The 23,674-nt window shown below is 59.2% G+C and carries 18 protein-coding genes and 1 tRNA gene; 3 read left to right on the plus strand and 16 right to left on the minus strand.

The genetic code is table 11. The annotated features are described in order from the left end of the window. Window positions 1-30: 30 nt before the first annotated feature. Window positions 31-1,200 carry a pyridoxal phosphate-dependent aminotransferase gene (locus ACOYNV_RS02305; protein ID WP_422898117.1) on the plus strand — a complete coding sequence of 390 codons (1,170 nt, stop codon included), beginning with the start codon at window positions 31-33 and terminating at the stop codon, window positions 1,198-1,200. A gap of 160 nt (window positions 1,201-1,360) precedes the next feature. Next, window positions 1,361-1,981 carry a hypothetical protein gene (locus tag ACOYNV_RS02310; protein WP_422898118.1) on the plus strand — a complete coding sequence of 207 codons (621 nt, stop codon included), beginning with the start codon at window positions 1,361-1,363 and terminating at the stop codon, window positions 1,979-1,981. A 188-nt stretch (window positions 1,982-2,169) separates the two neighbouring features. Here the strand turns inward: ACOYNV_RS02310 and ampD are convergent, their stop codons facing one another. The 15 genes from ampD to ACOYNV_RS02385 all read right to left on the minus strand — a co-directional run bounded on the left by ampD (window position 2,170) and on the right by ACOYNV_RS02385 (window position 21,814). Continuing rightward, complete coding sequence (gene ampD, locus ACOYNV_RS02315) at window positions 2,170-2,712, minus strand: 1,6-anhydro-N-acetylmuramyl-L-alanine amidase AmpD (protein ID WP_422898136.1); 543 nt, start codon at window positions 2,710-2,712, stop codon at window positions 2,170-2,172. 44 nt (window positions 2,713-2,756) lie between these two features. After that, complete coding sequence (locus ACOYNV_RS02320) at window positions 2,757-4,130, minus strand: sigma-54-dependent transcriptional regulator (protein ID WP_422898119.1); 1,374 nt, start codon at window positions 4,128-4,130, stop codon at window positions 2,757-2,759. Next, complete coding sequence (locus ACOYNV_RS02325; protein ID WP_422898120.1) at window positions 4,127-5,713, minus strand: two-component system sensor histidine kinase NtrB; 1,587 nt, start codon at window positions 5,711-5,713, stop codon at window positions 4,127-4,129. Before ACOYNV_RS02325 ends, ACOYNV_RS02320 begins: the two co-directional genes overlap by 4 nt. 6 nt (window positions 5,714-5,719) lie before the next feature. After that, complete coding sequence (locus ACOYNV_RS02330; RefSeq protein WP_422898121.1) at window positions 5,720-5,950, minus strand: PP0621 family protein; 231 nt, start codon at window positions 5,948-5,950, stop codon at window positions 5,720-5,722. A gap of 307 nt (window positions 5,951-6,257) precedes the next feature. Next, window positions 6,258-6,334, minus strand: a tRNA-Pro gene (locus tag ACOYNV_RS02335). 18 nt (window positions 6,335-6,352) lie between these two features. After that, window positions 6,353-7,321, minus strand: coding sequence for an octaprenyl diphosphate synthase (gene ispB / locus ACOYNV_RS02340; RefSeq protein ID WP_422898122.1), 969 nt, complete (start codon window positions 7,319-7,321; stop codon window positions 6,353-6,355). Window positions 7,322-7,546: 225 nt separating this feature from the next. Then, window positions 7,547-13,315 carry an alpha-2-macroglobulin family protein gene (locus ACOYNV_RS02345; protein WP_422898123.1) on the minus strand — a complete coding sequence of 1,923 codons (5,769 nt, stop codon included), beginning with the start codon at window positions 13,313-13,315 and terminating at the stop codon, window positions 7,547-7,549. 131 nt (window positions 13,316-13,446) lie between these two features. Further along, the gene (locus ACOYNV_RS02350) at window positions 13,447-14,124 is read right to left on the minus strand and encodes a hypothetical protein (RefSeq protein WP_422898124.1); all 678 of its coding nucleotides are present in this window, start codon (window positions 14,122-14,124) and stop codon (window positions 13,447-13,449) included. 25 nt (window positions 14,125-14,149) lie between these two features. Then, window positions 14,150-14,605 (minus strand): TerB family tellurite resistance protein, encoded by a 456-nt coding sequence (locus tag ACOYNV_RS02355; protein WP_422898125.1) that lies wholly within the window; start codon window positions 14,603-14,605, stop codon window positions 14,150-14,152. Window positions 14,606-14,736: 131 nt separating this feature from the next. Beyond that, window positions 14,737-16,575: an ATP-binding protein gene (locus ACOYNV_RS02360; protein ID WP_422898126.1), complete on the minus strand. Its 1,839-nt coding sequence runs from the start codon at window positions 16,573-16,575 to the stop codon at window positions 14,737-14,739. After that, the gene (locus ACOYNV_RS02365) at window positions 16,575-17,285 is read right to left on the minus strand and encodes a PspA/IM30 family protein (protein ID WP_422898127.1); all 711 of its coding nucleotides are present in this window, start codon (window positions 17,283-17,285) and stop codon (window positions 16,575-16,577) included. Before ACOYNV_RS02365 ends, ACOYNV_RS02360 begins: the two co-directional genes overlap by 1 nt. Window positions 17,286-17,311: 26 nt before the next feature. Further along, the gene (locus ACOYNV_RS02370; protein ID WP_422898128.1) at window positions 17,312-18,205 is read right to left on the minus strand and encodes a hypothetical protein; all 894 of its coding nucleotides are present in this window, start codon (window positions 18,203-18,205) and stop codon (window positions 17,312-17,314) included. Between the two features lie 217 nt (window positions 18,206-18,422). Beyond that, entirely contained in the window at window positions 18,423-19,310 is an 888-nt protein-coding gene (locus ACOYNV_RS02375; RefSeq protein WP_422898129.1) for an ABC transporter ATP-binding protein, read from the minus strand. Further along, entirely contained in the window at window positions 19,307-20,104 is a 798-nt protein-coding gene (locus tag ACOYNV_RS02380; protein WP_422898130.1) for an ABC transporter permease, read from the minus strand. The genes ACOYNV_RS02375 and ACOYNV_RS02380 overlap by 4 nt, the downstream gene beginning before the upstream one ends. Before the next feature lie 3 nt (window positions 20,105-20,107). Further along, window positions 20,108-21,814: an OmpA family protein gene (locus ACOYNV_RS02385; protein ID WP_422898131.1), complete on the minus strand. Its 1,707-nt coding sequence runs from the start codon at window positions 21,812-21,814 to the stop codon at window positions 20,108-20,110. Window positions 21,815-22,522: 708 nt separating this feature from the next. On the opposite strand from ACOYNV_RS02385, the gene ACOYNV_RS02390 reads away from it, so the two are divergent. Then, window positions 22,523-22,714 carry a DUF1993 family protein gene (locus ACOYNV_RS02390; protein ID WP_422898137.1) on the plus strand — a complete coding sequence of 64 codons (192 nt, stop codon included), beginning with the start codon at window positions 22,523-22,525 and terminating at the stop codon, window positions 22,712-22,714. 235 nt (window positions 22,715-22,949) lie between these two features. Here ACOYNV_RS02390 and ACOYNV_RS02395 read toward each other — a convergent pair. Further along, window positions 22,950-23,674: reverse transcriptase domain-containing protein (locus ACOYNV_RS02395; RefSeq protein WP_422898132.1), on the minus strand; the 725-nt coding region annotated here is incomplete at its 5' end.

Here is a 23,674-nt window from a genome sequence, read left to right on the forward strand (position 1 = left end):
TTGCTTCGTCACTGTCTCAATCATTCTGCCATGCCAATTTTCCCCGCCAGCCGTCTTGGCCACATCGAACCTTTCCACGTCATGGAATTGCTGGCACGTGCCAAGGCACTGGAAGCCGAGGGTCGGGACATCATCCACCTGGAAGTTGGCGAACCGGACTTCCCGACGCCGGCACCAATTATTGCCGCGGCCCAGGCACACATCGCCACCGGTCGCGTGTTCTACACGCCGGCGCTCGGGCTTCCCGAACTGCGTAGCGCAATTTCCGCTTTCTATGCAACTCGCTACGGGATTTCCCTGCCGGCCTCGCGCATCGTTGTTACTGCCGGCGCTTCGGGCGCGCTGCTGCTGGCACTGGCTTGCCTGGCCGAACCCGGAAGTGAATGGCTGCTAACCGATCCTGGTTATCCCTGTAACGCCAACTTCGTGCGCAGCTTCGAGGGTGTGCCCGTCGGCATTCCCGTGCGCGCCCAAAACAATTTTCAACCGACGCTCTCCGACCTCGAACAGCACTGGAACGAGCGCACGGTCGGTGCTCTTTTCGCTTCGCCAGCCAACCCCACCGGCACTCTGCTCGATGACGCAGTGCTGGCTGCTATCGCCGGCTTTGTCCGGCGCAAAGGTGGGCAACTGATCGTCGACGAGATTTACCACGGACTGACCTACGAGCGTGAGGCTTCTACGGCATTGCAATTCGGCGACGATATCTTCGTCGTGCAGAGCTTTTCAAAGTTTTTCAATATGACCGGATGGCGTCTCGGCTGGTTAGTCGTTCCGGAACGTTTTGCGCGGGACATCGAAAAACTCGCACAGAATCTTTTCATCGCTCCCTCAACGCCGGCGCAACACGCTGCACTGGCGGCATTCCACCCGGAGACAATCGCCATTCTTGAAAACCGGCGTTCCGAGTTTCGCCGGCGCCGCGACTTTCTCATCCCGGAAATCGAAAAGCTGGGATTCCGTTTGAGCGCCAAACCGGAAGGTGCTTTTTACATCTACGCTGACTGCAGTTCATTGACCGCAGACAGTGAAATCTTTGCCCGTGATCTGCTCGAGACCGTCGGCGTCGCAACCACGCCGGGGCTGGACTTCGGTTCCCATGCACCAAAGTCTCACCTGCGCTTTGCCTACACCACCGGCATCGAACGCCTGAGCGAAGCCGTGGATCGCATCCGCCGGTATCTCGGCAGATATGTATAAAACCACTTCCGCAAAGAACTTCAAAAGAAAAAAAGCGTAAAAAACGTTACGCCTCGAATAAAACATGTGGGGCCAGCAAGTTGCCCCTCCCCCATGCAGGACTTACTTCGGACGCGACCCCGTCGGGAATGGCCAGGCGCCTGTCGGATTTAGCGCTGTTTTGAGGCCCGGCGTTGCTGCCGTTGACGGAGCAGGCGCTGCCGATGCAGGGAACGCTGTTGCCGCTTTTTTTCCTTCTGGCTTTTGGGTAACAGACTTCTTGGCAACCGGTTTTGCAACCGGTTTTTTCGCTACGGGTTTGGCAGCCGCCTTGACCACTTGCTTCGCCGCAGCTTTTTTCACCACCGGCTTCTTGGCAACAACTTTGGCCACCGGTTTCTTTGCTACGGGCTTGGCAGCAAGCTTCTTCTCTGCCGGTTTGGCAGCCGCCGCCCTGGGTGCGGCCTTCTTGGCCGCTGGCTTTGCAGTCGCTGCGGGTTTCTTTGCACTTGTTGCCATATCAACCTCCATCTCTGATTTCAAGGAAAAATTCAAGTTACAGCACGGCAAGAAACGGCCCTTTAAAACCGGACCATTCAATGGGCGCATCGGAAATGCACTGATTGAATCCATGAGCGGCAAATTCTGCCGAAAAACAAGAAAACCACTTGGCATGCATACGAAAATTCGAAGACGGATTCGCCTGAATAGAAGATCGAGCACAGAGCTCGGCGGAAGATTCAAGCGAGGGAGAAAAATCAATGGACGCTGTGCCGCTCTTGCTATTTGCGTCCAATTCTAGAAGTACGCCGCACTTGACGCAAGAATATTTTTATGATCGACAACAAAAGACCATCATGTTGTCTCAATTCGACAACGTCAGATCAGGCCATCATAAATACGCGATCCGCATATTATTTCGGCATGATCGATTAGGCAGCCCTGGGATCTTAACAATGACAAGCAGGAAACAATCGCGCACGGCAAACATCAGCATGGATACACAAGCGAGGTGCCATGCAGCGCAGGGTGCTGCCAGTCAAAGCACGGGCCGGGATCAGTCTTGCGCCCTGGTGAAATATCGGAATGACCAACCACAGCGTCAATCGGGTAGCACGCTCGCAGCGACTCGATCAGCTTGCCAAGCCGGATGTACTGCACGTTCTCGAAGGGCAGTTCATCACAACCTTCCACTTCTATACCAATCGAGAAATCATTGCAGCGCTCACGCCCCTTCCAGGACGATGCACCGGCATGCCATGCGCGCCGTTTGCAAGACACGAACTGTATCAATTCACCATCGCGACGAATCAGGAAATGTGCCGAAACGCGCAAGGTGGAGACCTTGGAAAAATAGGGATGTGCGTCCGGGTCCAGGGTATTGGTGAACAAGCGCGTAATATCATCGCTGCCAAACTGAGAGGGGGGCAAGCTGATTGAATGCACGACCACCAGCGAAATTTCCTCCCCCTCGGGGCGATCGTCAACGTTTGATGATTCGATGCGCCGTACTGCATTCATCCAGCCATCAATCGAGAGGCTGGAGGTCTTCACCACGTTTCTCTCGTCGAAGGTGCTCACTCTTCGATACCGAGCCGTTCAATGCGATAACGCAGAGAGCGGAAGGTCACGCCAAGCAACCTTGCCGCCGCAGTCCGGTTAAAGCCGGTTTTCGCCAGTGCCTCGATAATCACTTGCTTTTCGATACGGCTCATATGGTCATCAATGGTTTCACCCTCGCGCCCGACGACTCCCTCAACAGCCGACTCAGCCGCCAGTTGAAGATCATCAAGCACCACCTTGCCGTCAACACATAACGCTGTTGCCCGCTCGAGAATATTTTCAAGCTCGCGCACATTACCGGGATAAGAATAGGCACAAAGTCCGTGCATCGCTTCGGGTGTCAACTCAGGTGGCTTGGCACCACAAATCCGCGCAAGCGCCGTCTGAACCAGAAGCGGAATATCATCCTGCCGCTCACGCAGGGTAGGCATTTTCAACTCGATGACATTCAGCCGGTAATACAGATCCTGGCGAAACGTACCCGCGCCAACACATTCCTTAAGTTTCCGGTGCGTTGCCGAGATGATGCGAACGTCCACACCCTGTTCAGTGGCACAACCCACCTTGCGCACTCTCTTTTCCTGAATTGCGCGCAAAAGCTTGACCTGCATGGCCAATGGCAAATCGGCCACCTCATCGAGGAACAACGTTCCACTGTCAGCAGCCTGAAAGAACCCGTCCCGATCACTGTCGGCCCCGGTAAATGCCCCCTTACGGTAACCAAAGAACTCACTCTCCATCAGATTCTCGGGAATTGCACCGCAGTTCACCGGGACGAAAGGCGCCGCATGGCGTGCGCTCTGACTGTGGATCAGGCGCGCCGCAAGTTCCTTGCCGCTTCCCGATTCTCCCGAAATGTAAACCGGCGCCTGACTTCGCGCCAGTTTGCCGATCATCTCGCGCACATGAACGATTGCCGGAGAATTGCCAATGAGTTGCCCGGCCATTGCGGCATCAGCCGAGGTACCGTCCTGCAACTCACCGGGCTGCGGAAGATTGAGCGCTGATTTGATCAAGGTGCGCAGTTGATGCAGCGCGACCGGTTTGGAAAGATAATCGAAAGCCCCGGCCTTCAACGCCGCCACCGCATTATCGGCGCTACCGAATGCAGTTATGACGGCGACCGGCGTTTCTTCATAATGCGCGCCGATCAGGCGCACCACATCCAGACCGTCACCATCGGGAAGGCGCATATCGGTCAGACACAGGCTGTAATGCTCTCGCTCGAGAAACTTCCTGGCTTCGGCAACCGTTCCTGCACAGTCTGCCGCCAGCCCCATGCGAGCCAGTGTCAGGTCGAAAAGTTCACGGATATCCGCCTCGTCATCGACCACCAGAACCCTTGCCAACTGGCCACGCTGCCGGCGCTCCATTTTGCTCGTTGTCACTCGACCGACCTCCCCGAAATACAAAAGTCAGCACCCGGCTTAGAACTTGTCAGATCAAGGTGGGCGCCATTTGCATCACATAATTCACGAGCAATATAAAGCCCCAGACCGGTGCCAAGGCTATGCGTGGTGAAGAAGGGCTCAAAAATTTGCTCACTGTGGCTCGCATCGACCCCCTCGCCATCATCGATGACATGCAAGTCCACCCATCCTACAAGGCTGCCATCTTGTACGCGCAATACGATACTTCGCTCCATGCCGCGCGAGTGGCGCAGTGCGTTGCTGATAAGATTCCAAAGCACCTGATAAAAATGGGCGCGGTCGAAAAACATCGTAGCCAAGCCCTGAAACTCGAATTGCACCACACCGGTCGCCACATTCTCTTTCACTGTGTATTCGTTGACGAGAATCGGCAGAGTTTTTCGCAGATCGATCTGTTCACGGTAGGCACGGTCGCGTCGCCCTAATTCAAGCACATCGCTCACGATCCGTTCGACACGCTGTGTATTGTCGAGCACGATGCGCAGCAGGCGATCATTCACCCGACCACGGGACTCTTCACGCATCAACTCTCCGGCATGATTGATTGCCGAAAGCGGATTACGAATCTCATGCGCGATATTCGCTGTCAAGCGCCCGAGTGCTGCCAGCTTGAGTTGTCGAGCCTGCTCCTTCAACCTTCCCATGTCCTCAAGAAAAACCAGCACATCACGTTCCGAGCTATCTGTTGAAACGAAGCGGGCACGCAATTGCATCCCGCTGGCGGGAGCTCTCACCAGCATCGGCACATCGGTGACATGTTCGCACCAATCGGAAAAGCCTTGCGCTAATTCGGTCGAGTAGTTAATCAGCTTGCGCTCCGAGGGATCGCCCAAACCCAGCAGTTGTTCTGCACGCGGATTGTGTTGCTTGACCCATCCACTGCGGTTAAGCACGAGAATACCGTCCTGCATTTCCTCGATTACCCGCTGACTGACCAGGGTCTGGTTTCTAAGATCCTCCCCGCGCTTTTGAGCCAGTTCTTCGTTGATGATTACGCGACGCGCCAGCAAGCGGGCTGATATGGCGACTGCAAAAAAACCGGCACTGAACAGACCCGCCTGAAAAAAATCGACCACTTCAAAGTCAACCACCATCGCCCGATAGGATTGCTCGAACAGAACCGATATGGTCGCTATCGCCGCGTAAAACAACACCAACCGCCCCTGCCCGACCAGCCCGGCTCCGGCCAATGTTACCAGCAACATGGCACCAAGGCCGCTGCGCAAGCCACCTCCGGTATGCATCAGCAAGGTCAGCACCAGCACGTCGACCAATACCTGCAAACTCAATTGCATATTGAAACGCCGACGGTAGTAATGCAGCCCGGTCAAGGAAAAAATCGCGGCCAGAAGGTAGAGGGAGGTCACCGCCAGATGAAACGATCCTCGATCCGGGCTGAGAATCGAGAAAGGAGACGGGTGAAGAACGGCGGAAATGAATAACAGTGCGGCGATGCAAAAACGATAAAGATTGAAATAGCGCAGCGATTTCCAGTGCATTTCAGAAAAATAGCTGGATCTGGTATCAGCCCCCTTCAGCATTGAGAATCAGGGCTCACGTGATTCGGCTTCATGCCGATGGGCGGGGCAGCAATAATAGTGCCCATTGGTCAGAATACTTTCGCTGACCGGCTGGTTGACGCCGCAATGAGCACACTTGACCATGCTTTCCGGCGTCCGCGAAACAGGTGGCGATTCCCCGCCCGCGCGAGAAGCCTTTGCCTTGCGCCACAACCACAAAACAACAAAAAATAGCGCAATCAAGAAGAAGTATTTCATGATGTATTAGCTGTTCTATAAACGTTTTTAAGCATAGCAGAAGCTCGCCACAACAGCGATTTTCGTCAATGAAACCAATAACGAAGCCATCACCCATTGTCGCTGGTGGCAAAGGTGTTAGAGACGTCGTAATTGACGCGATCTGTACTTGGTGAGTGGTCTGGCTGACATGGCAGTAACTGGGGAGGGCACACATTGCAGCACCGCGCTGGTGCAAGAAAGCATTCGTGGATTACGCTCGTAAGATAATACGGCGCAAACCATGCTGGAGACATTCACAACCGGCGTTGAAAGTTTTTGTTATTAGTGGTCGGGGCGAGAGGATTCGAACCTCCGACTCCTGCGTCCCGAACGCAGTACTCTACCAGGCTGAGCTACGCCCCGACCGAAACAAAGGCAGTACTAGAAGGCTCTAGCAACCGCAAAGAGGCATAATTCTAGCAAAGAATCCTTGTATATGGAAGCGGGTAGCGCCTCAAGTGCAGCCGTAGCGAGATTTGCCTCCGCCTGCGCGCATTTCTTTGCATGTTCCAGCGCACGGGTGGCACGAATCGCCTCCAGCACTGCCGGGAAATCATCCCGGCCGCCATTTTCGATGGATCTGCGAACACAGGCTGCATGTTCGGCAGTGCCGTTCTGCATCACATAAATCAGCGGCAGCGTTGGCTTGCCCTCGGCCAGATCGTCACCGAGATGCTTGCCAGTCTCCACCTCGTCACCCGAATAGTCGAGCACATCGTCGATGAGCTGGAAGGCGGTTCCCAGATGCATCCCGAACTCGACCATGCCATGCTCGATCTCCGGGGAGGCCCTGCCGATGATAGCGCCGAGCTGGGCTGCAGCCTCGAAAAGCTTGGCCGTTTTGTAGCGTATAACCTGCAGGTAGCGCGCCTCATCCACATCGGCATCGTGGCAGTTCATCAACTGTAAAACTTCGCCCTCGGCAATGATATTGGTCGCATCCGACAGCACACGCATCACGCGCATGTCGTCGACTTCAACCATCATCTGGAAAGCCCGCGAATACAGAAAATCGCCAACCAGCACACTGGCGGCGTTACCAAACAGGCCATTGGCGGTTTCACGACCCCGCCGCATATCGGACTCATCAACCACATCGTCGTGCAGCAGCGTTGCCGTGTGAATGAACTCAACCACCGCTGCCAGCTCAAGATGTTGCTTACCCTGATAACCAAGGGCGCCAGCAGAAAGCAGCACCAATGCCGGGCGTAGCCGCTTGCCGCCACTCTGAATAATGTACTCGGCTACCTGCCGAACAAGCGCCACATCGGAATGAAGACGTGTGCGAATCACCGCGTCTACGGCTTTCATGTCCGATCCAATCAGATTGTAGAGTTTCTCCAGTTTCACTGCATCGCGCCCAGGCAAAAAAACCTTTGGATATTAGGCGCGGTCTCTCGTTGCGTCAAGCTGCCGCCGCTTGCTACCTGCCACTCCCACCACTTCCCGAAGACCTTCGCTATAAGCCTCGCCAGATGGCGATCTACGAGAGCACATGCCCTGGAGCCAATAAAAACGTGGCTCTCCAAGACACCAGCGTGTAGACCGCCTATCCATGAGCCTCCCAGACCACCTCTACTCACCAACCACCACTTTTCCGTTCGGTATCTCACCGAACACCTCCGGCGCGTACATCGCTTCGACGCGCGTGGCCGGCAGCGAGAATTCGCCGGCGTTGTTCAGCCGCAGCGTGTAGTCGATGTAAAACTTGCCGCGCGGGACGTAGCCGTAATAGGCGCGGTAGGCGCTGAAGGTGCGTTCGACGTAGGTCGGCCAGGCCTTGTTTTCTCCTTTCGCGCCTTCTTTCTCGCCCATGCCGGCAATGTGCGAATCGCGGCCGTCGCCTTCGCCGAGAATGCGGGCGCCGCCGGGAATCGGGTCGCTGAGCACGACCCACGACATCTCCTGATCGGACTCGACAGTCAGGCGCACGCGCCAGACATCGCCGCGGCTGACCTTGCCGCTCTGTTTCTCCTGCACCGGGGTGACTTCGCGTGTGACGCGGAAGCCGTTGGCCTTGGGCTCTTTCACTGGCACGGCGGCGAGAACCTGCATCGCCGCCCAGGGTTTGCCGCTGCCTTCGTGGATGAGTTGCAACTTGTCGGTTGCCCCATTCTTCGAAGGCCAGGGTAGCAGCAGTTTGTTGATTTCATCAGTCTTGCCCAACCAGGTGAAGTTCTGCAGCGGCAGCGCTCCGAGCGTTGCGTGCGTATTGCCACTCACCGCGTCGCGCTCGAACTGGCGACCGAACTTGTCGAGGGCAATCGTTGCCCAGACGTTGGCCACCGTGGTCAGCCAGCGCCCGCGCTGCTGGCGCAGCATGGCACCTTGCACGAGGGCCGGCAGATCGTCTTTCCAGGCCGGGTCGTCGACCACCGCTTCGATCAGGCGGAAGGCGTTGGCGTCGCCGCTGACCATCAGCCACCACCAAAAGTCCGAGCGCTCGCTGGTGAATGTCAGGCGTCCGCCAAGATACGACAGCCGGTTGCGGATTTCGCGCTCGGCCGCCGCCAGCTTGCCCGCACGATCCGGCAGTTTCGTCAGCCGCTTGGCGACCAGATACCAGTCGATCAGCGCCGAGGTTGGCAGGCGCAGCGGTTCGATTTCCAGGCTGGAAATCGCCGACAGCGGGGACTGCCCACGCCGGGTGAGCGCTTCAATCGCCGAAAGTTTGCGCACCACCAGATCGCTCTGCGGCGACCAGTGCTCGGGCTTGATGCGCCCTTCGGCAAAGGCCGCCAGGCCTCGTTCCATGCGTTGTGCCAGTTCCGGCGGAATGGCGAAAGCGGCGGCGTGGCTGGCATCGAGCAGGTAGGCGGTGAGCGCCGGACTGCCGGCGTTGCCCGGGCCACCATTGCTTCCCTCTCCGGGGAAGTAGCGCGCCAGCCCGTTGCTGTCGAGATAGGTTGGCATCGCCTCGACCACCTGCTGCCAGCGCGCCGCATCGCGCAGGCCGATGGCCACCGAGGTTTTCTGTTCGAGACAGACAAACGGATACTCCTCGAAGAAGCGCTTCAAGCCCGGCGGCGGTGTCGATAGCCGGGCAGAAAGAGCGACTTCGATACCACCGAGCGGACCGGACTTGCCCGAAACCGCGCCGCTCGGCAGCGCGACGGGAAGTTCCAGCTTGCCGTCGATGCGCGCAAACGTCGCCTGCTGCACGGTAATTGGCACCGCCGGGGCGACCTGTTGCGTGATGCGCAGGCGATCCTTGGCGGTTCCGGATTTATCGGCGATATCGAAGGCAGCGAACTCCCAGACAAGGGAAGTCTCGCCTTCCGGCGCGTCGGCCGGCCAGACCAGTTCGGCTGCGCTTTCCGCTTCGAGTTTGACCTCCTTCGTTTCGAGCGAGCGCTCGCCGGCCTTGGCCGAAACGCTGGCGACCATCGCCTTCGCCGTGCCATTGCGCAGGGTCAGCAGGGCGCTATAGCGATCCTTCTCGCGCACCAGCGGCGGCAGGCCGGAGATCAGTTGCAGATCCTGTCTGGTACGCAGGCTGGCGCTACCGCTGCCAAACAATCCGGCACCGGCATCGGCCACCGCCACCAGCTTGAACTCGCTCAGCGAATCATTGAGCGGCACCGTAATCGTGGCGCTGCCCGTGGCGTCGAGCACCACGCGCGGGTCCCACAGCAGCAAGGTATCGAACAGTTCGCGCGCCGGCGCACGGCCGCCGCCACCGCCCGGCGGCACCGCCTTCTTGCCGTAGTGCCGCTTGCCGATCACCTGCGATTGCGCGGTCGCGGTTTCGACCTGATAAGCGCGTGTCGGCAGCATGGCGTCGGGCAGTTTCCAGCTCTCGTTCGGGCGCAATTCGAGCAGAGCCTGATCGACGGCGGCGAAGGCGATTTCCGTCCCCGCCGGCACCGGCTTGCCGTCCGGCTGTGTCACCCTGATTTTCACCTGCGCCTTGTCGCGCGGCTGGTAGTCCGCCTTTTCGGGCGTTACTTCAACCTTCAGCTTGAAGGCCTCGACACCGACCTCAATCGTCGCCAGGCCGAGTTTGTAAGCGGGCTTGGCCAGATCGACCATGGCCGTCGGCTGCAGGGGATTCCACCATTCCTTGAACCACGCCGTCGGTTCGCGCCAGCCCCAGGTGAATAATGAATACCATTTGAGCGGCTCGACCCGGCCGCGCACGACCAGCACCGAGACAAAGACGTTCGGCCCCCATTCGCCCTTGACCGGCAACTCGATCACCGGCTTGAAGCGCGACAGCGGCACGACCTGCGTTTCGATGATGCCGCCAGCTTCGACCGAAACCAGCGCCGTCGCTTCGCGGAAGGGCGTGCGCACCTGGAAGCGCGCCGTCTCGCCCGGCGCATAACTGCGCTTCTCGGGGATGACGTCGATGCGATCCTGATTGCCGGCGGTGAACCACAGGTCGCCACCGCCCGTCACCCAGTAGCTGGTGCCGGCAAAGGCGAGGTTCCCGGCCTTGTCTCGTGTTTCGGCCAACAGGTAAACGTTGCCCGGCTCGCTGCTGCGCGGCTCGCACAGGAACTTGCCGCGCGAGTCGGTGCGCCCCTTGCAGACTTCGCCCATATCGACAAATTCGGTGTGATTCTCGTAGGCGTAGAAACCGCCGACGATGCGTTTGCGATGGCTGTAATCGATACGGCGCTTGGCGTTGACCTTGACCGGCGCATCGGCCACCGGCTTGCCCTGCGTATCGAGCACGACGATCTCGACCTTGCCGCTTTCCTTGACCGACGCCCAATCCTTGACGTGGATGCCGGCCACCAGACTGGCCGGGGAGAGTTCGACCGAACCATGCACGGTTTGAATCTCGCCATTCGGATCGGCAAAGGTCATCTCGGCGTACAACTCGCTCGGCCCCTTGACCTTGGCTGGCAGCGGTACCGAAAGCTTGCCGGAACCGGCCTGGTCGAGTGTCACCGGCAGGCGGTTGGCAAGCAGTTGCTCGCGCTCGCGGCCATCATCGACGGCAAAGGCCGAACGACCCTGTTCGTCGAAATCAACCTGGAAGTTGAAACCGTCGTAACCCTTGTACTCCGGCCAGCGCGGACGCAGCGTCGCCGACACCTCGACCTTGGCGCCCTTGGCGGCACCGCCGTTGAGGAAGGAAAGGCCGAGCACCAGCGGCACTTCTTTCGGCGCCACCAGCCGCCCCGGAACACCCTGCACACTGCCGGCGAACACCGGCAGGCGGAAGTCGGAAACACTGAAACGCCCGGTTTCGGCGCTGCCGCCCCGGCCATTCGGGGCACTACGCAATTCGACCTGATAGGCGCCGCGCTTGGCCGATTCGGGAATCTTCCATTGATTGGTGGCCACGCCACGGCTGTCCCAGCTCAATGGCTGGCGGAACTCGTCGCCGCTGCCGTCGTGGCGGATCACCAGTTCGGTCGGCAGGCTCTGCGCCTCGGGGAAGGCGAAGGAACGGCTGTTGCGCTCGCGCGCGATGTGCTTCATCGATACCGTCTGCCCGGCACGAAACAGTGTTCGATCAAAGATCGTATGAATCTTGAGCGCTTCGGTTTCGCCCCAGGTTTCAACGCCGAAACGCCAAGCTTCGATGCCCTCGTTCCAGTCCGAGCGAACGAAGCTGTAATCCTCGCCGAGTCGCGCGCTGGCAAAGATGAAATTGGCCTCATCGCAACTGGACTCGGGGAGCGCCACATCGACCAGCGCCCGCCCGGCGTCGTCGCTGCGCCCCTGCCACAGCGACTTGCCATCGCAATTGGAAACACGCACTTCGGCACCAGCGACCGGCTTGCCGCTGTCGAGCGCCGTCACCCAGACCAGCGCATTGTCCTTGCCACGCTTCAGATGCACGGCCAGGTTGGTGACCAGCACCGAGGTGCGCACATACATCGGCGCTGGCGTCGACAGCAGCGCCGCGCCAAGCAGCCGGCTTTCGATTTCAACGATGTGGTAGCCGGGCTTCTGCAAGGGAATGCCGACCACTTCGAACTCGGTGCTACCGCCCGGCTTGGGCAATTCGCGGCTGAGCACGCCGGCCTTGCCCTTGAGGAACGGCAGTTCACGGGCGTAATAAGGGTCTTCGTAGTCGTGCGCTTCTTTGCCCTTGCCGATCTTGAGCAGGCGGGTCTGTTGTTCGAATTTTGCCAGCGCCTTGATCGCGGCAATCACTTCGGCATCGTCAGTCAGGCGTTGCGCGGTGAAGCGATGCGCGTTTTCAGCCGGCAGCTGCAGGTTGACCACCGGCAGCTTGACCTCGACGTTGCGCAGCGTCACCGGAACCACGCCGCCCTCTTTCAATTCGACGATGCCGAACGCGCCAGGAAATTTGGCCAGCGGCGGCAGGCTGCCGGTACGCACCTTGAGCGGGAAACTGGCGGCATTGCTCAGCGGGCGTCCAGCCTCATCCTTGATATCGGATGGCAGCTCAATCTTGAGCTCGGCGTTCTGCGGGAAAGGTCGTTTGAAGGTGAGGGTTTGAACAGTATTTTCGCGGTCGCCTTCCTGATTCGGCGCCATGGGCGAGCGGGCGCCTTCCGGCGAAACCAGGCGGGCGCTGCCTGCTTTCTTGGAATCCACCGGCACCGAAAACTCAATGCGCAAATCGGAAAGTGGCGAGCATGGCGCGTTCGGCTTCTCGCGTTCGCAACTGAAGCTGGCGCGGAAAGGCTCGCGCACGACATAGTGGAAGCTTTCGTTGCGGCTTGATTTTGCGCCATTGTCGGCTTCGACACCCTTGCCCCACACCAGACGCATTTTCGCGCCGGCCGGCAGACGTTCGGAACAGGCGATGGCCAGCGTACCCGGCTGAACATCGACATGCAGAGTGGCGAGAATTGCGTTGCGCGTGGCATCGTCGAGGATGCGCACCGGGATGCGGTTGCCGACGCCATCGGCCTCGCACCACACATTGCGTTCGACCGATTCACGCTTGAGCGCACCGCTGGCCTCGATGATGAAGGCCTGATCCTCTTCAATGGCCCCGCCCGGACGCGGCGTCAGCGAACGCGGCCACGGGCCGGGGGCAAAGAAGGCGTAGCTCGATTCGCCGGAAACGGCTTCGCCATTGGCCGCCTTGAGATTTGACTTGAGCCGGAAGTCGCAACGCTCGCCCGGCTGCAAGGGGCGCTCCAGCGCATAAGACCAGCTTCGTGCATCGCCCCAACGCCCCTTGCCTTTGACCTCGCCGCAATCGACGCTAAACGGCGGCGGCGCATCGGGGCGGCCAAGCGGCACCATGTCTGCCGAAAAAACCGCCGTCGCCCGAACCTGCTGATCGACCTGGCCTTGCGGCGAAAACTGTCGCACCCCGGCGGCGCTGGCGGCCCCGCAGAACAGAACGACAGCGGCAAGGCCGCAGAGCAAACGGAAGGTGGATTGAAAACGCGAAAGCGACATGGCGGCAACCCTTGCTGAAAATCGTCATTCCGGGCTTGACCCGGAATCCAGGGGAGCACAACTGGATTCCGGGTCAAGCCCGGAATGACGGGTATGAAAATTGATGCTGTCTGCTTTACAAATGCGTCGGCTTACACCGGCCCGAATTGCGTGGTGATTTCGCGCAGACGCTCGATTTCGGTCGCCATGCGCCGCGTTTCACGTGCGGCAGCCTCGCGCGTGGCGCGCAGCGTGCCTTCAAGGCTGGTAGTCTGCTGGGCTTCCTTGGCGACTTCGCGCTGCAGCAATTGTTCCAGTTCCGAAATCTGACGACGGATCGCGGCCGTTGTGCTCTCCAGACCCGATTTGATGTCTGCGATCTGTGTGCTCACCTGTTGCTCGCTGCCGGCCACTTGCGCTGCCAGATGTTGCTTGTAGGCTTCAATGGCGGCGATCTTGCGCTCGGCATCACTTACGCAATCGGCAATCTGCCAGTTGTCGTCAGCCGCATCCATCGCCAGCACGGCCGCCTTGCGCGTTGACGCATCCATGGCACGCAGGCCATCAAGCAGGCGCAGCATTTTTTCTGCGGGAAAAGGCGATGCGGGGATGCCGGCCGAACTGAATATTTCTTCCAGCGGCCGGTCACCGGCTACTTCGCATTCCTCGTCATTGAGGACGGGCGGCGGTGGCGCCTCGGGTGCAGGCTCGGGTGATGGCTCGGTTGCGACCGGGATGTTGTCCGGTGTATCTGCGACATCGGCAACGGATGCGTTCACTCTTTCTTCTTCCGACAACTCCACCAGATTGGCGCGTGCCAGAAAGCTCATTATTCCCTTCATACCACCTCCCCGTTCATCCCAGTTCCTTGGCTACCGCAACGATCGATCCGGTATCCGGCAATCGGGCGAATTGAGCAAGCATGTGATCCTTGACCAGCGCAAGCACCTGGGCGAAACGGTCATTGTCCACACCCAGCTTGACTGCGATACTGCGCACCGCCTCGTCCTCCTTGGGCGAGAAAGCACCGTCGGCCCAGGCCACCATCAGGCAGGTGGCCAGCGCCATTTCGCGCTGCCCCTGGTCGGCGAAGTCGGCTGCGGCGATGGCGGGCACAACAGATTCGCCAGCCAGACTGGCGAAGTCCTGCCAGCCGTTGCCGGCTTCGGCGCAGCTTTCGTAAAACCCGCGAATCAACACCACCTCCTCAGCAGTCTTTTCGCCATCCACATGCGCCACCTGCAGCATCAGCCGGGTAATGGCCACGACTTGCGCCTGCATCAGCGGGGTATCGGTCTTGAGAGGGAACATAAGGGACTCCTATAGTGTGGAAGTCGCGCGAGCGACTCTCGAACCTCCCCTCGCCCTCTGGGAGAGGGGTCGGGGGTGAGGGAAACGGGCATGACTTTCATTATTTGGGGCGCCTTTCAAAGCCATGCCCGTTAGTGATTGAGTTGGCGCCGCAGGGCAGCCAATTGATCCTGCACTTCCTGCGGGGTTAGCGAGCGGTAACGTGGCGGTAACAGCGAACGGCGCGATGTTTCGAAAACGGCGAGCATTTCCATGTAGCTGAGCATGGCGGTTTCACGCGGCGGCATGAAGTCGTCGACGGCACGGGCAAAGATCGCCTCGCTCAGCACGCCGCCTTCACGCCCTGCGAATTCGACCGCCAGCAGCGCCAGGGCTTCAAGATCGGCGTTGGAATAGCCTTCGAGCGGCTCGCACAGGGACTCCCAACTCGCCAAGGCGATAGGGCAATCGACACGATAGCGGCGCAGGATGGCGGTGACGATTGCGGCCCGCTCGGCGCCCGTTTCGGCATAGAAAAAGGGAATTTTCCGATCCAGACGACCGGGGCGCTTGATGTCGGTGTCCAGCTTGTCGGGGCGATTGGTCATCAGGATGAACAACACTTGCCCACGATTTTCGGTGTCCGACATGAATTCCTTGAGCCGGGCGATGACCCGCGAGCTGGTGCCGCCGTCCGAGTCTTCGCTCTGGTTGCCGAAGCTGCGGTCGCCTTCGTCGATGACCAGCGCAATCGGCCCCATGGCCTTGACGGTGGCCAGCACGCGCTCCAGATTGGCTTCTGTCGAGCCGACCCACTTGGAACGGAAATTCTTCAGCGCAATCCCGGACAGCCCGGCCTCCTTGAGAAAAGCCTTGATGACGAAGGTCTTGCCGGCCCCCATGGCGCCCACGGCGAGCAAACCCATCGGCGCCCGGCTGCGCTCGCCACCCTTGATCAGGCGGGCGATTTCCATCAGTTCGGCCTTGATCAGCTCGTTGCCGCCCACCGCCTCCAGGCCATGCCTGGCTTCGATGAATTCGATCAGCCCCGAACATTCCTTTTCGATCAGTTCGCGCTTGCGTTTGCGCACCACTTCCAGCATCTCGCTGTAGGGATCGTCCGCATCGGGCAACGGGCGGGTCGGGTCGACCAGTTGGCGGATTTCATCGGGCGTCATGCCGGAAGTGATCGCCGCCAGCTTCGCCGAGCGCTCGGCGGCATTGGGGGTACCTTGCAGCAGATCGCCGATCAGCTTGCTGCGCTGCGCTTCATCAAGGCCTTGCGGCCCTTCACTGGCAACGATGCTGGCGAGCTGGATGAGGCGCAGCCCGGCGGTCTGGTCGGCCAGGATTTGCACCTGTTCGGCCGGCATTTTCGGCGCGTAGTGGCGAATGGCCAAGTCGCGCGCCGCACGGTCTGGGATCGGCAGTTCGACAGCGGCAACACGCGGGTTGGCGAGCAAGGCAGGGTTGATTTCGGCCAGCGATTCGCTGATCAGGATGATCACGTTGTCCTTGGCCGACAACTCGTCGTCGAGTGACCAGCGGTGCAAAGCGGTAAAGGCGCCCCGCTCTTCCAGCGAGAGCATGTGCAGTTCGGCCGCCGGCAGGAGCGTTCCCGCATAAGGCAGAATCACGGCGTTGGAGGGTTGCGCGCGCATACGGCGTTCCAGCGACTCGAAAATTCCTGACAGCCCCTTGCCTTCGAGCTGCCGGTAGATTTCCTCTTTTTCTTCCAGGCTCGCCTGATGCAGCGCGCGCACGCCACGATCGATGCTGACTTCGAAAATCCGCTGCTTGTTGTCCTTGAGCAGGATCTCGGACAGGAAGTCGACCAGGGCGTAGGGTTTATCTCCGATCAGCGTACGGTCAAAGACGTTTCCGTAAAGGACGAAAACCGAAGCCTCGCCGGCCAGGTATTTCTGGCGCACAGTCTCGGCCCAGGCCGGCAGTGGATGCCGGCTTGGCGCTTCATTCGGCAGGGTGTTCATCACATGCTCTTGCTGCTGCCGGCGGCCTGCGTGGCCTTGAGGCGTTTCATCTCTTCCAGTTGCTGGCGGGCGGTGATGGCGCCGCTGCTTTGCCGCAGCTTGTTCAACTGAACATCCAGATCGCTGTCGCGCAGTTCGCTGCCCATCTTGGCTTCGGCAACAGTGTTCTTGATGTGCTCGCGGACATTGTCCAGCGCTCGCACTTCGGCATCGACCGACAGCCCTTCGAGCTGATTCTGGATTTTCATGCGCGCTTCGGCGCTGAGCATCTGCGCCAGCATGCGGTCTTTCTCGTCCTTGAGTTTCTGGATCTCGCTCTTGACCTGGATCAACGAGGACTTGGCTTCATCGGCATCGGTTCTGGCCTGCTCCATGTCCTGTTCGAGCGTCTTGATGCTGGTTTCCAGCGCATTCTTTTTCTGGATCAGGACAATCCCCAGTTCATCCTGCCCGGTGGCCAGGGCTGCGCTGAGGTCGGCGTTGATGGCGGCGAGCTCCTGCTGCTCGGTGTTCAGCCGTGCCGAGACATCCTCGCGCCGCCGCATGATCGAGGCAGTGGCCGACTTGAGCTTGCCGTACTTGTCGATCATCGAATCAATGGCGTTCTGGTAGGCGATCTCCGGGTGACGCTTTTCCACGTCGGTGATCCACAATGAAACGAATCCCGACCACAGGTTGGAGAGGCGGGAGATGAAGTTGATGTCAGCCATGCGATGCTTCCTTTCTTCTGGAGGTATTAGTGATTCCGACTGCCGTTAATGGCCGTCAGTTGCGGTTTTTTTGCGCCCGGTCGTGAGGCCTGTGCAACGATGCCTGGCATGATCCTGTCGAAACCATTGATCTCGCCGGCCAGTTCGGCTTCGATGTCTTCCTGCAGACGCAGCTTGGCGATGGCATCGTCCAGACGAGAGCCGACGTCCTCGGTGTCCGAGGTGGTCATGATGGTCTGGTAGATTTCTTCCATCTGGTCGGGCATCGAAAGCATGGCCGCCTCAAGGGCGCGCTTGCGGCTCGTCATGCGGTGATAGCGTTCGATAATGGCCACATACTCGGCGCGCGCCTTCTGCAATTGGCGAAGGTCGCTGCCCGGCCGGGGCGATTTCAGTTCGCGATCCAGGCCGGCAATGCGCTCTTCGATATCGGAAAGGTTGATCTGCGTCGCCCGGTCTTCCATCACCAGTACCGCCAGCCATACGCGCAAATAGTCGAGGCCGGCATCTTCCAGCTTCTCGACATCCTGCAGCGAAAGGCGATTGCTGCTGCTGTCGGCATGGGCGTAGAGGGCGGCGATGCGCTCGGACATCCGCGTGTAGACACGGGTAAGCTGCTGAAAGGAGTTGTCCCTTTTAGTGCAGCGCGCCTCGATTTCCTGCAGCAACTGATTGCGCGCCGCCACCCGCCCCTGACGGCGCAGTTTGCGGTCAACGCGATCGCGGAAGGAAATCGACGAGGGAAGGTACATCGCGGCGATGATTTCTCCTGCCGCAAAGGCAATCAGCGGAATGGCGCCAACGCCGAAACCAAAAGGAATCGACAGCACCACGCCGACCGCCGTCGATCCCAGCAGGGCGTACAGATTGCCCTGGCTGGTGAGCATCTCTTTCAGGTATGCAGGTTTGTCTTCCGCCACGTCTTTCTCTTATCTCTGCTCAGAGGCTGTGAAAAAATACCTGAACACCCACCGCAGAGGCGCAAAGGCGCAAAGGTTTCGCAGAGAAAACCTTTAAAACCAATGCGGTTACTCCGCCCCACGGGATTTGCTTCGCGGCATGTTTTCTCTGTGGCTCTGCATTTCCTTCGGTCACCTTTGCGCCTCTGCGGTGGATTATTGATTTTTTCATAAGTTCTCAGACCGTTACGCGAACCGAGCCCTTGCCCGGGCTGGCCTTATGCAACTGGCTAAGGATGCTTTCCTCCATTTTCACCGCTTCGCTCGAACGCTGCCAGGCAACGGATCGCGGGCGCGGCGTGTCGATGGTGAAATCGTCTGCCACCTTGGCCGGCTGCGAGGACAGCACGATCACCCGGTCGCCCAGGATCAGCGCTTCCGTCACGTCATGGGTAACAAAAATGACCAGGCAGGGCCAGGCGTTGTAAAGCTCGATGAGCAGACCCTGCATCTCTTCGCGCGTCTGGGCATCGAGCGCACCGAAGGGTTCGTCCATGAGCAGGATGCGCGGCCGCAAGACCAGCGCCCGCGCCAATGCCACACGCTGATTCTGCCCGCCGGAAAGCTGGGACGGGCGCAGCTTCTGCTTGTCGGCCAGACCAACGGCTTTCAGCATATCCTGGACTCTTTGCCGCCATTCGGCTTCGGGCACCCTGTTCTTCCAGAGCTTGAGCCGGAAAGGGAAGGCGACGTTCTCGAACACCGTCAGATCGGGGCGGTTGGCGTAACGCTGGAAGACCATCACCGAATCGTCGTGCGGACCTTCGCATTCCACGCCGTCGATGAGGATGGTGCCGGAAGTCGGCGTCTTCACGCCCATCGGCCGCACGCCGCCCATCATGTGCAGGAGCGTGCTCTTGCCGCAACCCGAAGGCCCCAGCAGCATGTTGATTCCCGGCCTGGAAAAATCGATATTGACGCCATCGACCACACGCGTCGTGCCACTGCCCGGCGCCGGGTATTCCTGAACGATATTCTTGAGAGTGACGGTGATGGCCGGCTTTTTTCCGGAGCTAACCGGGGTGCTGTCGGGTGCGCTGTTGGGTATGCTTTTGGGTGCACTCACAGTTGCGTCTCCCACGGGTAAAGCCGCCGTTTGGCGTAAACCATCAACTGATACGTCAGCAATGCCAGCGCCACGATGACGATGATGCCGGCAAAAACCTGGTCCCAGGCGCTGAAACGACGGGCGTTCTGGATCAGTTGCCCGAGCCCGACCCGGGCGTTCACATATTCAGCCACCGTGATGTAGGTCCACATCACCGAGAAGGCGACGATAACGCCGTCGGCAATGCGCGGCATGGCCATCGGAATGACCGATTTCTGTATGCATTCCCAAGGCGTCGCGCCCAGATCGCGCGCGCCGATCCAGTAGCTTTGCGGTACCGCCTGGATGGCGTCACGCACCATCGGGATCAGATAAACCACGGCACCGAGGAAAAGAAACGCTATTTTCATTTCCTCGCCGATCCCCAGCCACATCACCAGAATGGGCAGCAGCGCCACCACCGGCGCCGAGCGGAATGGGTCGATCAGCGGCGAGAGGGCGGCATTGAGGCGCGGAGCGGCACCCATGGCAATGCCAATGGGGATGCCGATGACGATGACGAAGATGCCGGCCACCGCCAGTCGGCCGACCGACCACAGCGTGGCGGTCAGCAACATGCTCTGGCCATCGTTCCACGCCAGGTAGGAGAAAGCCTTGAGCACATCCCACGGTGCCGGTAGCCGGGTCGGGCTGACCAGCCCGAAGCCGGCCAGCGCGCTCCAGATAAGCAGCACCGTTACCACCGAGCAGAGGCCCAAGAGACGCGCCTGCCCAGGTTCGGGCCGCGAGTAAGGATTCCAGAAATCGGCCATCGCCTAGCGTCCGCCAAACACGCCAATGCGGGTAGTGCGGTTCACCGCCCGGCATTCATCAAGCGAAAGTCCCTCAGCAGAGAAATTGGACTCGTTGCACAGCGGACGGTCCGGGCCGTTGCCGACGATCTTGAAACGATCGCGCGAAAATTCCCACTGCCCGTTCAGATAATCGACCACTGCCTTGGCGCGGGCAGCCGAAATCCGCAGGTTCGCTTCGCGCGAGCCAGTGGAGTCGGAATTGCCGCTGATTTCAAAATACGCCTTGCCGTTGTTTTCGATGAACGGAACCATTTCCTCGTCGATGGTCTTTTGCGCCCGCTTGGTCAGCTCAGCCGTTCCGGTTGAAAAGCCGACCATCACCGGCTTGGTGACTATCGCCGACTTCTGCGTAGCCTCTTTCAAGGCCGCTTGCGAGAAAGTTTCCTGCGGTTTTGCCGCGGCTTCGCTGGCCGGCTTGTCGCGGCTCAGCATGGACTTGATGAAGCGGTAGTCGAAGCTGTCCTGCGGCGTAATCACCGGCGACTTGGGATTGGCCAGCGCGCCAGCCTTGCGATAGATTTCGTCGAAGCGCCGATACACCCGCTCGTAGTGGTTGGGGCCGCCGGCCAGCCCGAGAATGCGGGCATTGTCCTCGACGCCAGTCCACACCACGTTGGCAAACAAGCCCTTGATGAACGGCTTACCTTCCTTGTCGGCCAGCAGCTTGAAGAATTCCTCGGTATTGACCAAGGCATCGACGGCACTGTCCGGATTGGAGCGCGCCGCCTGGACGCCTTCCATCCAGCCCTCGACAAATTTCTGGACAACCGCCTGGCCTTCCGGTTTGGCGAGGAGGCGGGAATCGCAAACCATGACGTCAAAAATCAGGTTGGTCGCCGTCTTGGTTGAATAGACGACGCGCGAGCCCTTGACATTGCGCAGAGCCAGCGCCAGATCGGGGTCCCACAGCACGGCCGCATCGACATTGGCCGATTCGAAGGCGGCGCGAACGCCGGCTGTGCCTTCCTCGGCGTTGATGAAGACCATCTTGATGCTCTCCTTCTTGCGCGCCGAGAGCGAAGAACTGTCGATGGCATCGATCAACATGCCGTGCGAAGGGGTGAATTGGAGCAAGGCCACCGAGCGCCCGGCCAGATCCTCGACCGAAGTCACCGCCGGGTTGCGGGCGATGACGGCGTCGCCGCCCTGGGTGTTGTCGACAATCATCACGGCGCGCCCATCGAGGCCGGCGTTACGCAGGTTGGGTTGTTCCTGCGCCCAGAAATCGGAAGTACGCCAGGCGCACTGCGCCGCACCGGATTCAAAAATGGTCGACAGGGTCGGAATGTCATCCTGGACGACAAACTGGACATTGACCCCCTTGGCCCCGTAAATCGAATTGGGCTGGGTGTTGAGACTGTTACCGTTGGCGACCAGCGCCGGCGCGTAGCCGTGGAAACTGACGATGCTCACGCGCAGCGGGTTGGGCGCGGAGCCGAGCGCTGCGTTCTTGTCCTGCCTGACGGGCGGAGCTTTTGTAGCCGGAACACTGGACGCTGCGCCATTGGCCGGCAGCGCCTTGCCGGCCGACTGCACCACCGGCGGTGGCGTCTCGCCCTGGCGGTTCTGCCACTGTTCCTTCAATCCGAAATTCCATGCCACCGAACCGGCGATGCCGAGCACGATCACAGTGACCAATCCTTTTGCCATGGGGGTTAACTGAGCCATTTATTTCTCCTTGACTGCGGTGCTTCCGGTCGTCTGGACAGCCACCGATGCTGGATAAATTGAAACCAGAGAACAGGATTGATTCTCTGGGTGCTGTTGAATTTTCTATGATGGATGAAATGCTGCCGTTCCCCAGAAAGGCTGTCAAGGGAAACGTAAGACCCATGCGTTCAGCGTACAGCCAATCAGCAAGCGATGTTCGCCAGCCATGTCATTGCCTGAGCAGCATTCTCAACTATTCAGCGAGCGAGGTTCAATATTTGTGTTCGCGGTGAAACGCCTTCGGTTGAAGTACTTGAACGCTGTCATGGCCGTGGCAAGGGTGGCGCCAAGTCATGTCACGCTCAGCACTTGGCTTATTGAGGAAGGCATGAACAGCAAGTTTGATGCGGTGCACTGCCGCAGGATGACAGCGAGGGTATTGAAGAGGGTTTGATTCCTGCAAGAGACAATCTGAGAAACTGCAATGAGAACAAGAGCCGTCATTCGATTCTTGCGAGCCTCCATGACTGGGATGGATGGTTCTGGGTCAAGACCAGTTCCGTTTCGAGGCTGGCAACCTATGCGGTCGTTACCGAGAAGCGGTACCCGATGAGAGTCCGCCGGATAGACCGAATACCCAGAACAACGCCATCGCTGGAAGCCGCTTCGGTTGGCGTTCTACAATGATGCAGCCATGATAACCAATGAATACGCCACTCTTCAGGCATACAGCTTGTAGATTGCAGCGAGGAGCGCGACATCGCGCCGCAGCTTCATGAAATGAAACTGGAGTTCAAGGGGCAAGCGTATCTGCTCGACTGGGTGCTGCCCAATTTCTACTTCCACGTCACCACGGCGTACAACATCCTGCGCCACAATGGCGTCGAAATCGGCAAGAAGGATTTTCTGGGCGGCTGAAGGATTTTTTAGCCGGGTGTCACGCGCCCGGCCGTTGCGCCCCTAGTCACCAGACTTCTTCGGCGCATCGACATCAAGCGTTTGCCACCCTTCAAATCATAGGGAACAGATAACGGTTTCCCGGTTTTCAGAGCAGAAAAACAGAAAACCGTGGTCGCGGCAGGAATGCCAGTTACCTGACACCACCGCACAGATCCGTACGAGAGGAATTACCGCATACGGCTCCTGCCTCGGGTCATGACGCAAAACGCTGTGACGGATAAGGATGCACCCGTCGCGGATACGGCAAATATTTCTTTGCCAAACGGCCAAACTGCGCATACGTCATCTTGCCTTTCTGGCTGCGCCGACTCAGTGCTGCTCGCCGTGCGCGACATACTTCGTGACGGAAACCAGCCAGCCTTTGCAGGTTGTCCGGTACCGCAAAATAATTGAAGTAGCCGCGCAGAACCTTTGTCAGCCGTGAGCCAACTTGCTCGATCGGCTCGTGCCGCCTTCGTTTCAGTGTTTCTCGTAGCGAAGCGAGCGTCGCCCGCAGCCGCTTTTTCACCGTCAGTCGCAGTATCTTGAAGCGCCCTTGGCGAGTCTTCGAGCAGCAGTGCGTGAAGCCCAGAAAGTCGAAAGTCTCCGGTCTTCCCAGTCCTCGTTTCTTGCGTCGCTGTTCCGCGTAGCGGCCAAATTCAATCAGCCGTGTTTTCTGTGGGTGTAGCGTCAGTCCAAACTTCGCGCAGCGTTCGAGCATTGCGGCCAGAAATCGCTTCGCTTCGTCTTCAAACTGAAATCCGAGCACACTGTCGTCAGCGTATCGAATAATGATAACGTCGCCCTTGGCGTGATGTTTGCGCCAATGCTGCGCCCAGGTGTCGAAGACGTAATGCCGGTAGATGTTTGCCAATAGAGGCGAGATCACCCCATGGACGCAAAAGATAGTTTTTCGAAGGCGACAATTTTCCACCGTCG

The organism is Propionivibrio sp., assembly GCF_049316945.1.
Classification (GTDB): Bacteria; Pseudomonadota; Gammaproteobacteria; order Burkholderiales; family Rhodocyclaceae; genus Propionivibrio.

What these genes read in the sequence shown, in the direction of transcription:
- ACOYNV_RS02385 (WP_422898131.1), bottom strand. Translation starts at nt 21,814, where the DNA reads ATGGCTCAGTTAACCCCCATGGCAAAAGGATTGGTCACTGTGATCGTG.
- ACOYNV_RS02380 (WP_422898130.1), bottom strand. Translation starts at nt 20,104, where the DNA reads ATGGCCGATTTCTGGAATCCTTACTCGCGGCCCGAACCTGGGCAGGCG.
- ACOYNV_RS02365 (WP_422898127.1), bottom strand. Translation starts at nt 17,285, where the DNA reads ATGGCTGACATCAACTTCATCTCCCGCCTCTCCAACCTGTGGTCGGGA.
- ACOYNV_RS02325 (WP_422898120.1), bottom strand. Translation starts at nt 5,713, where the DNA reads ATGCTGAAGGGGGCTGATACCAGATCCAGCTATTTTTCTGAAATGCAC.
- ACOYNV_RS02345 (WP_422898123.1), bottom strand. Translation starts at nt 13,315, where the DNA reads ATGTCGCTTTCGCGTTTTCAATCCACCTTCCGTTTGCTCTGCGGCCTT.
- ACOYNV_RS02360 (WP_422898126.1), bottom strand. Translation starts at nt 16,575, where the DNA reads ATGAACACCCTGCCGAATGAAGCGCCAAGCCGGCATCCACTGCCGGCC.
- ACOYNV_RS02355 (WP_422898125.1), bottom strand. Translation starts at nt 14,605, where the DNA reads ATGTTCCCTCTCAAGACCGATACCCCGCTGATGCAGGCGCAAGTCGTG.
- ACOYNV_RS02305 (WP_422898117.1), top strand. Translation starts at nt 31, where the DNA reads ATGCCAATTTTCCCCGCCAGCCGTCTTGGCCACATCGAACCTTTCCAC.
- ACOYNV_RS02330 (WP_422898121.1), bottom strand. Translation starts at nt 5,950, where the DNA reads ATGAAATACTTCTTCTTGATTGCGCTATTTTTTGTTGTTTTGTGGTTG.
- ACOYNV_RS02350 (WP_422898124.1), bottom strand. Translation starts at nt 14,124, where the DNA reads ATGAGCTTTCTGGCACGCGCCAATCTGGTGGAGTTGTCGGAAGAAGAA.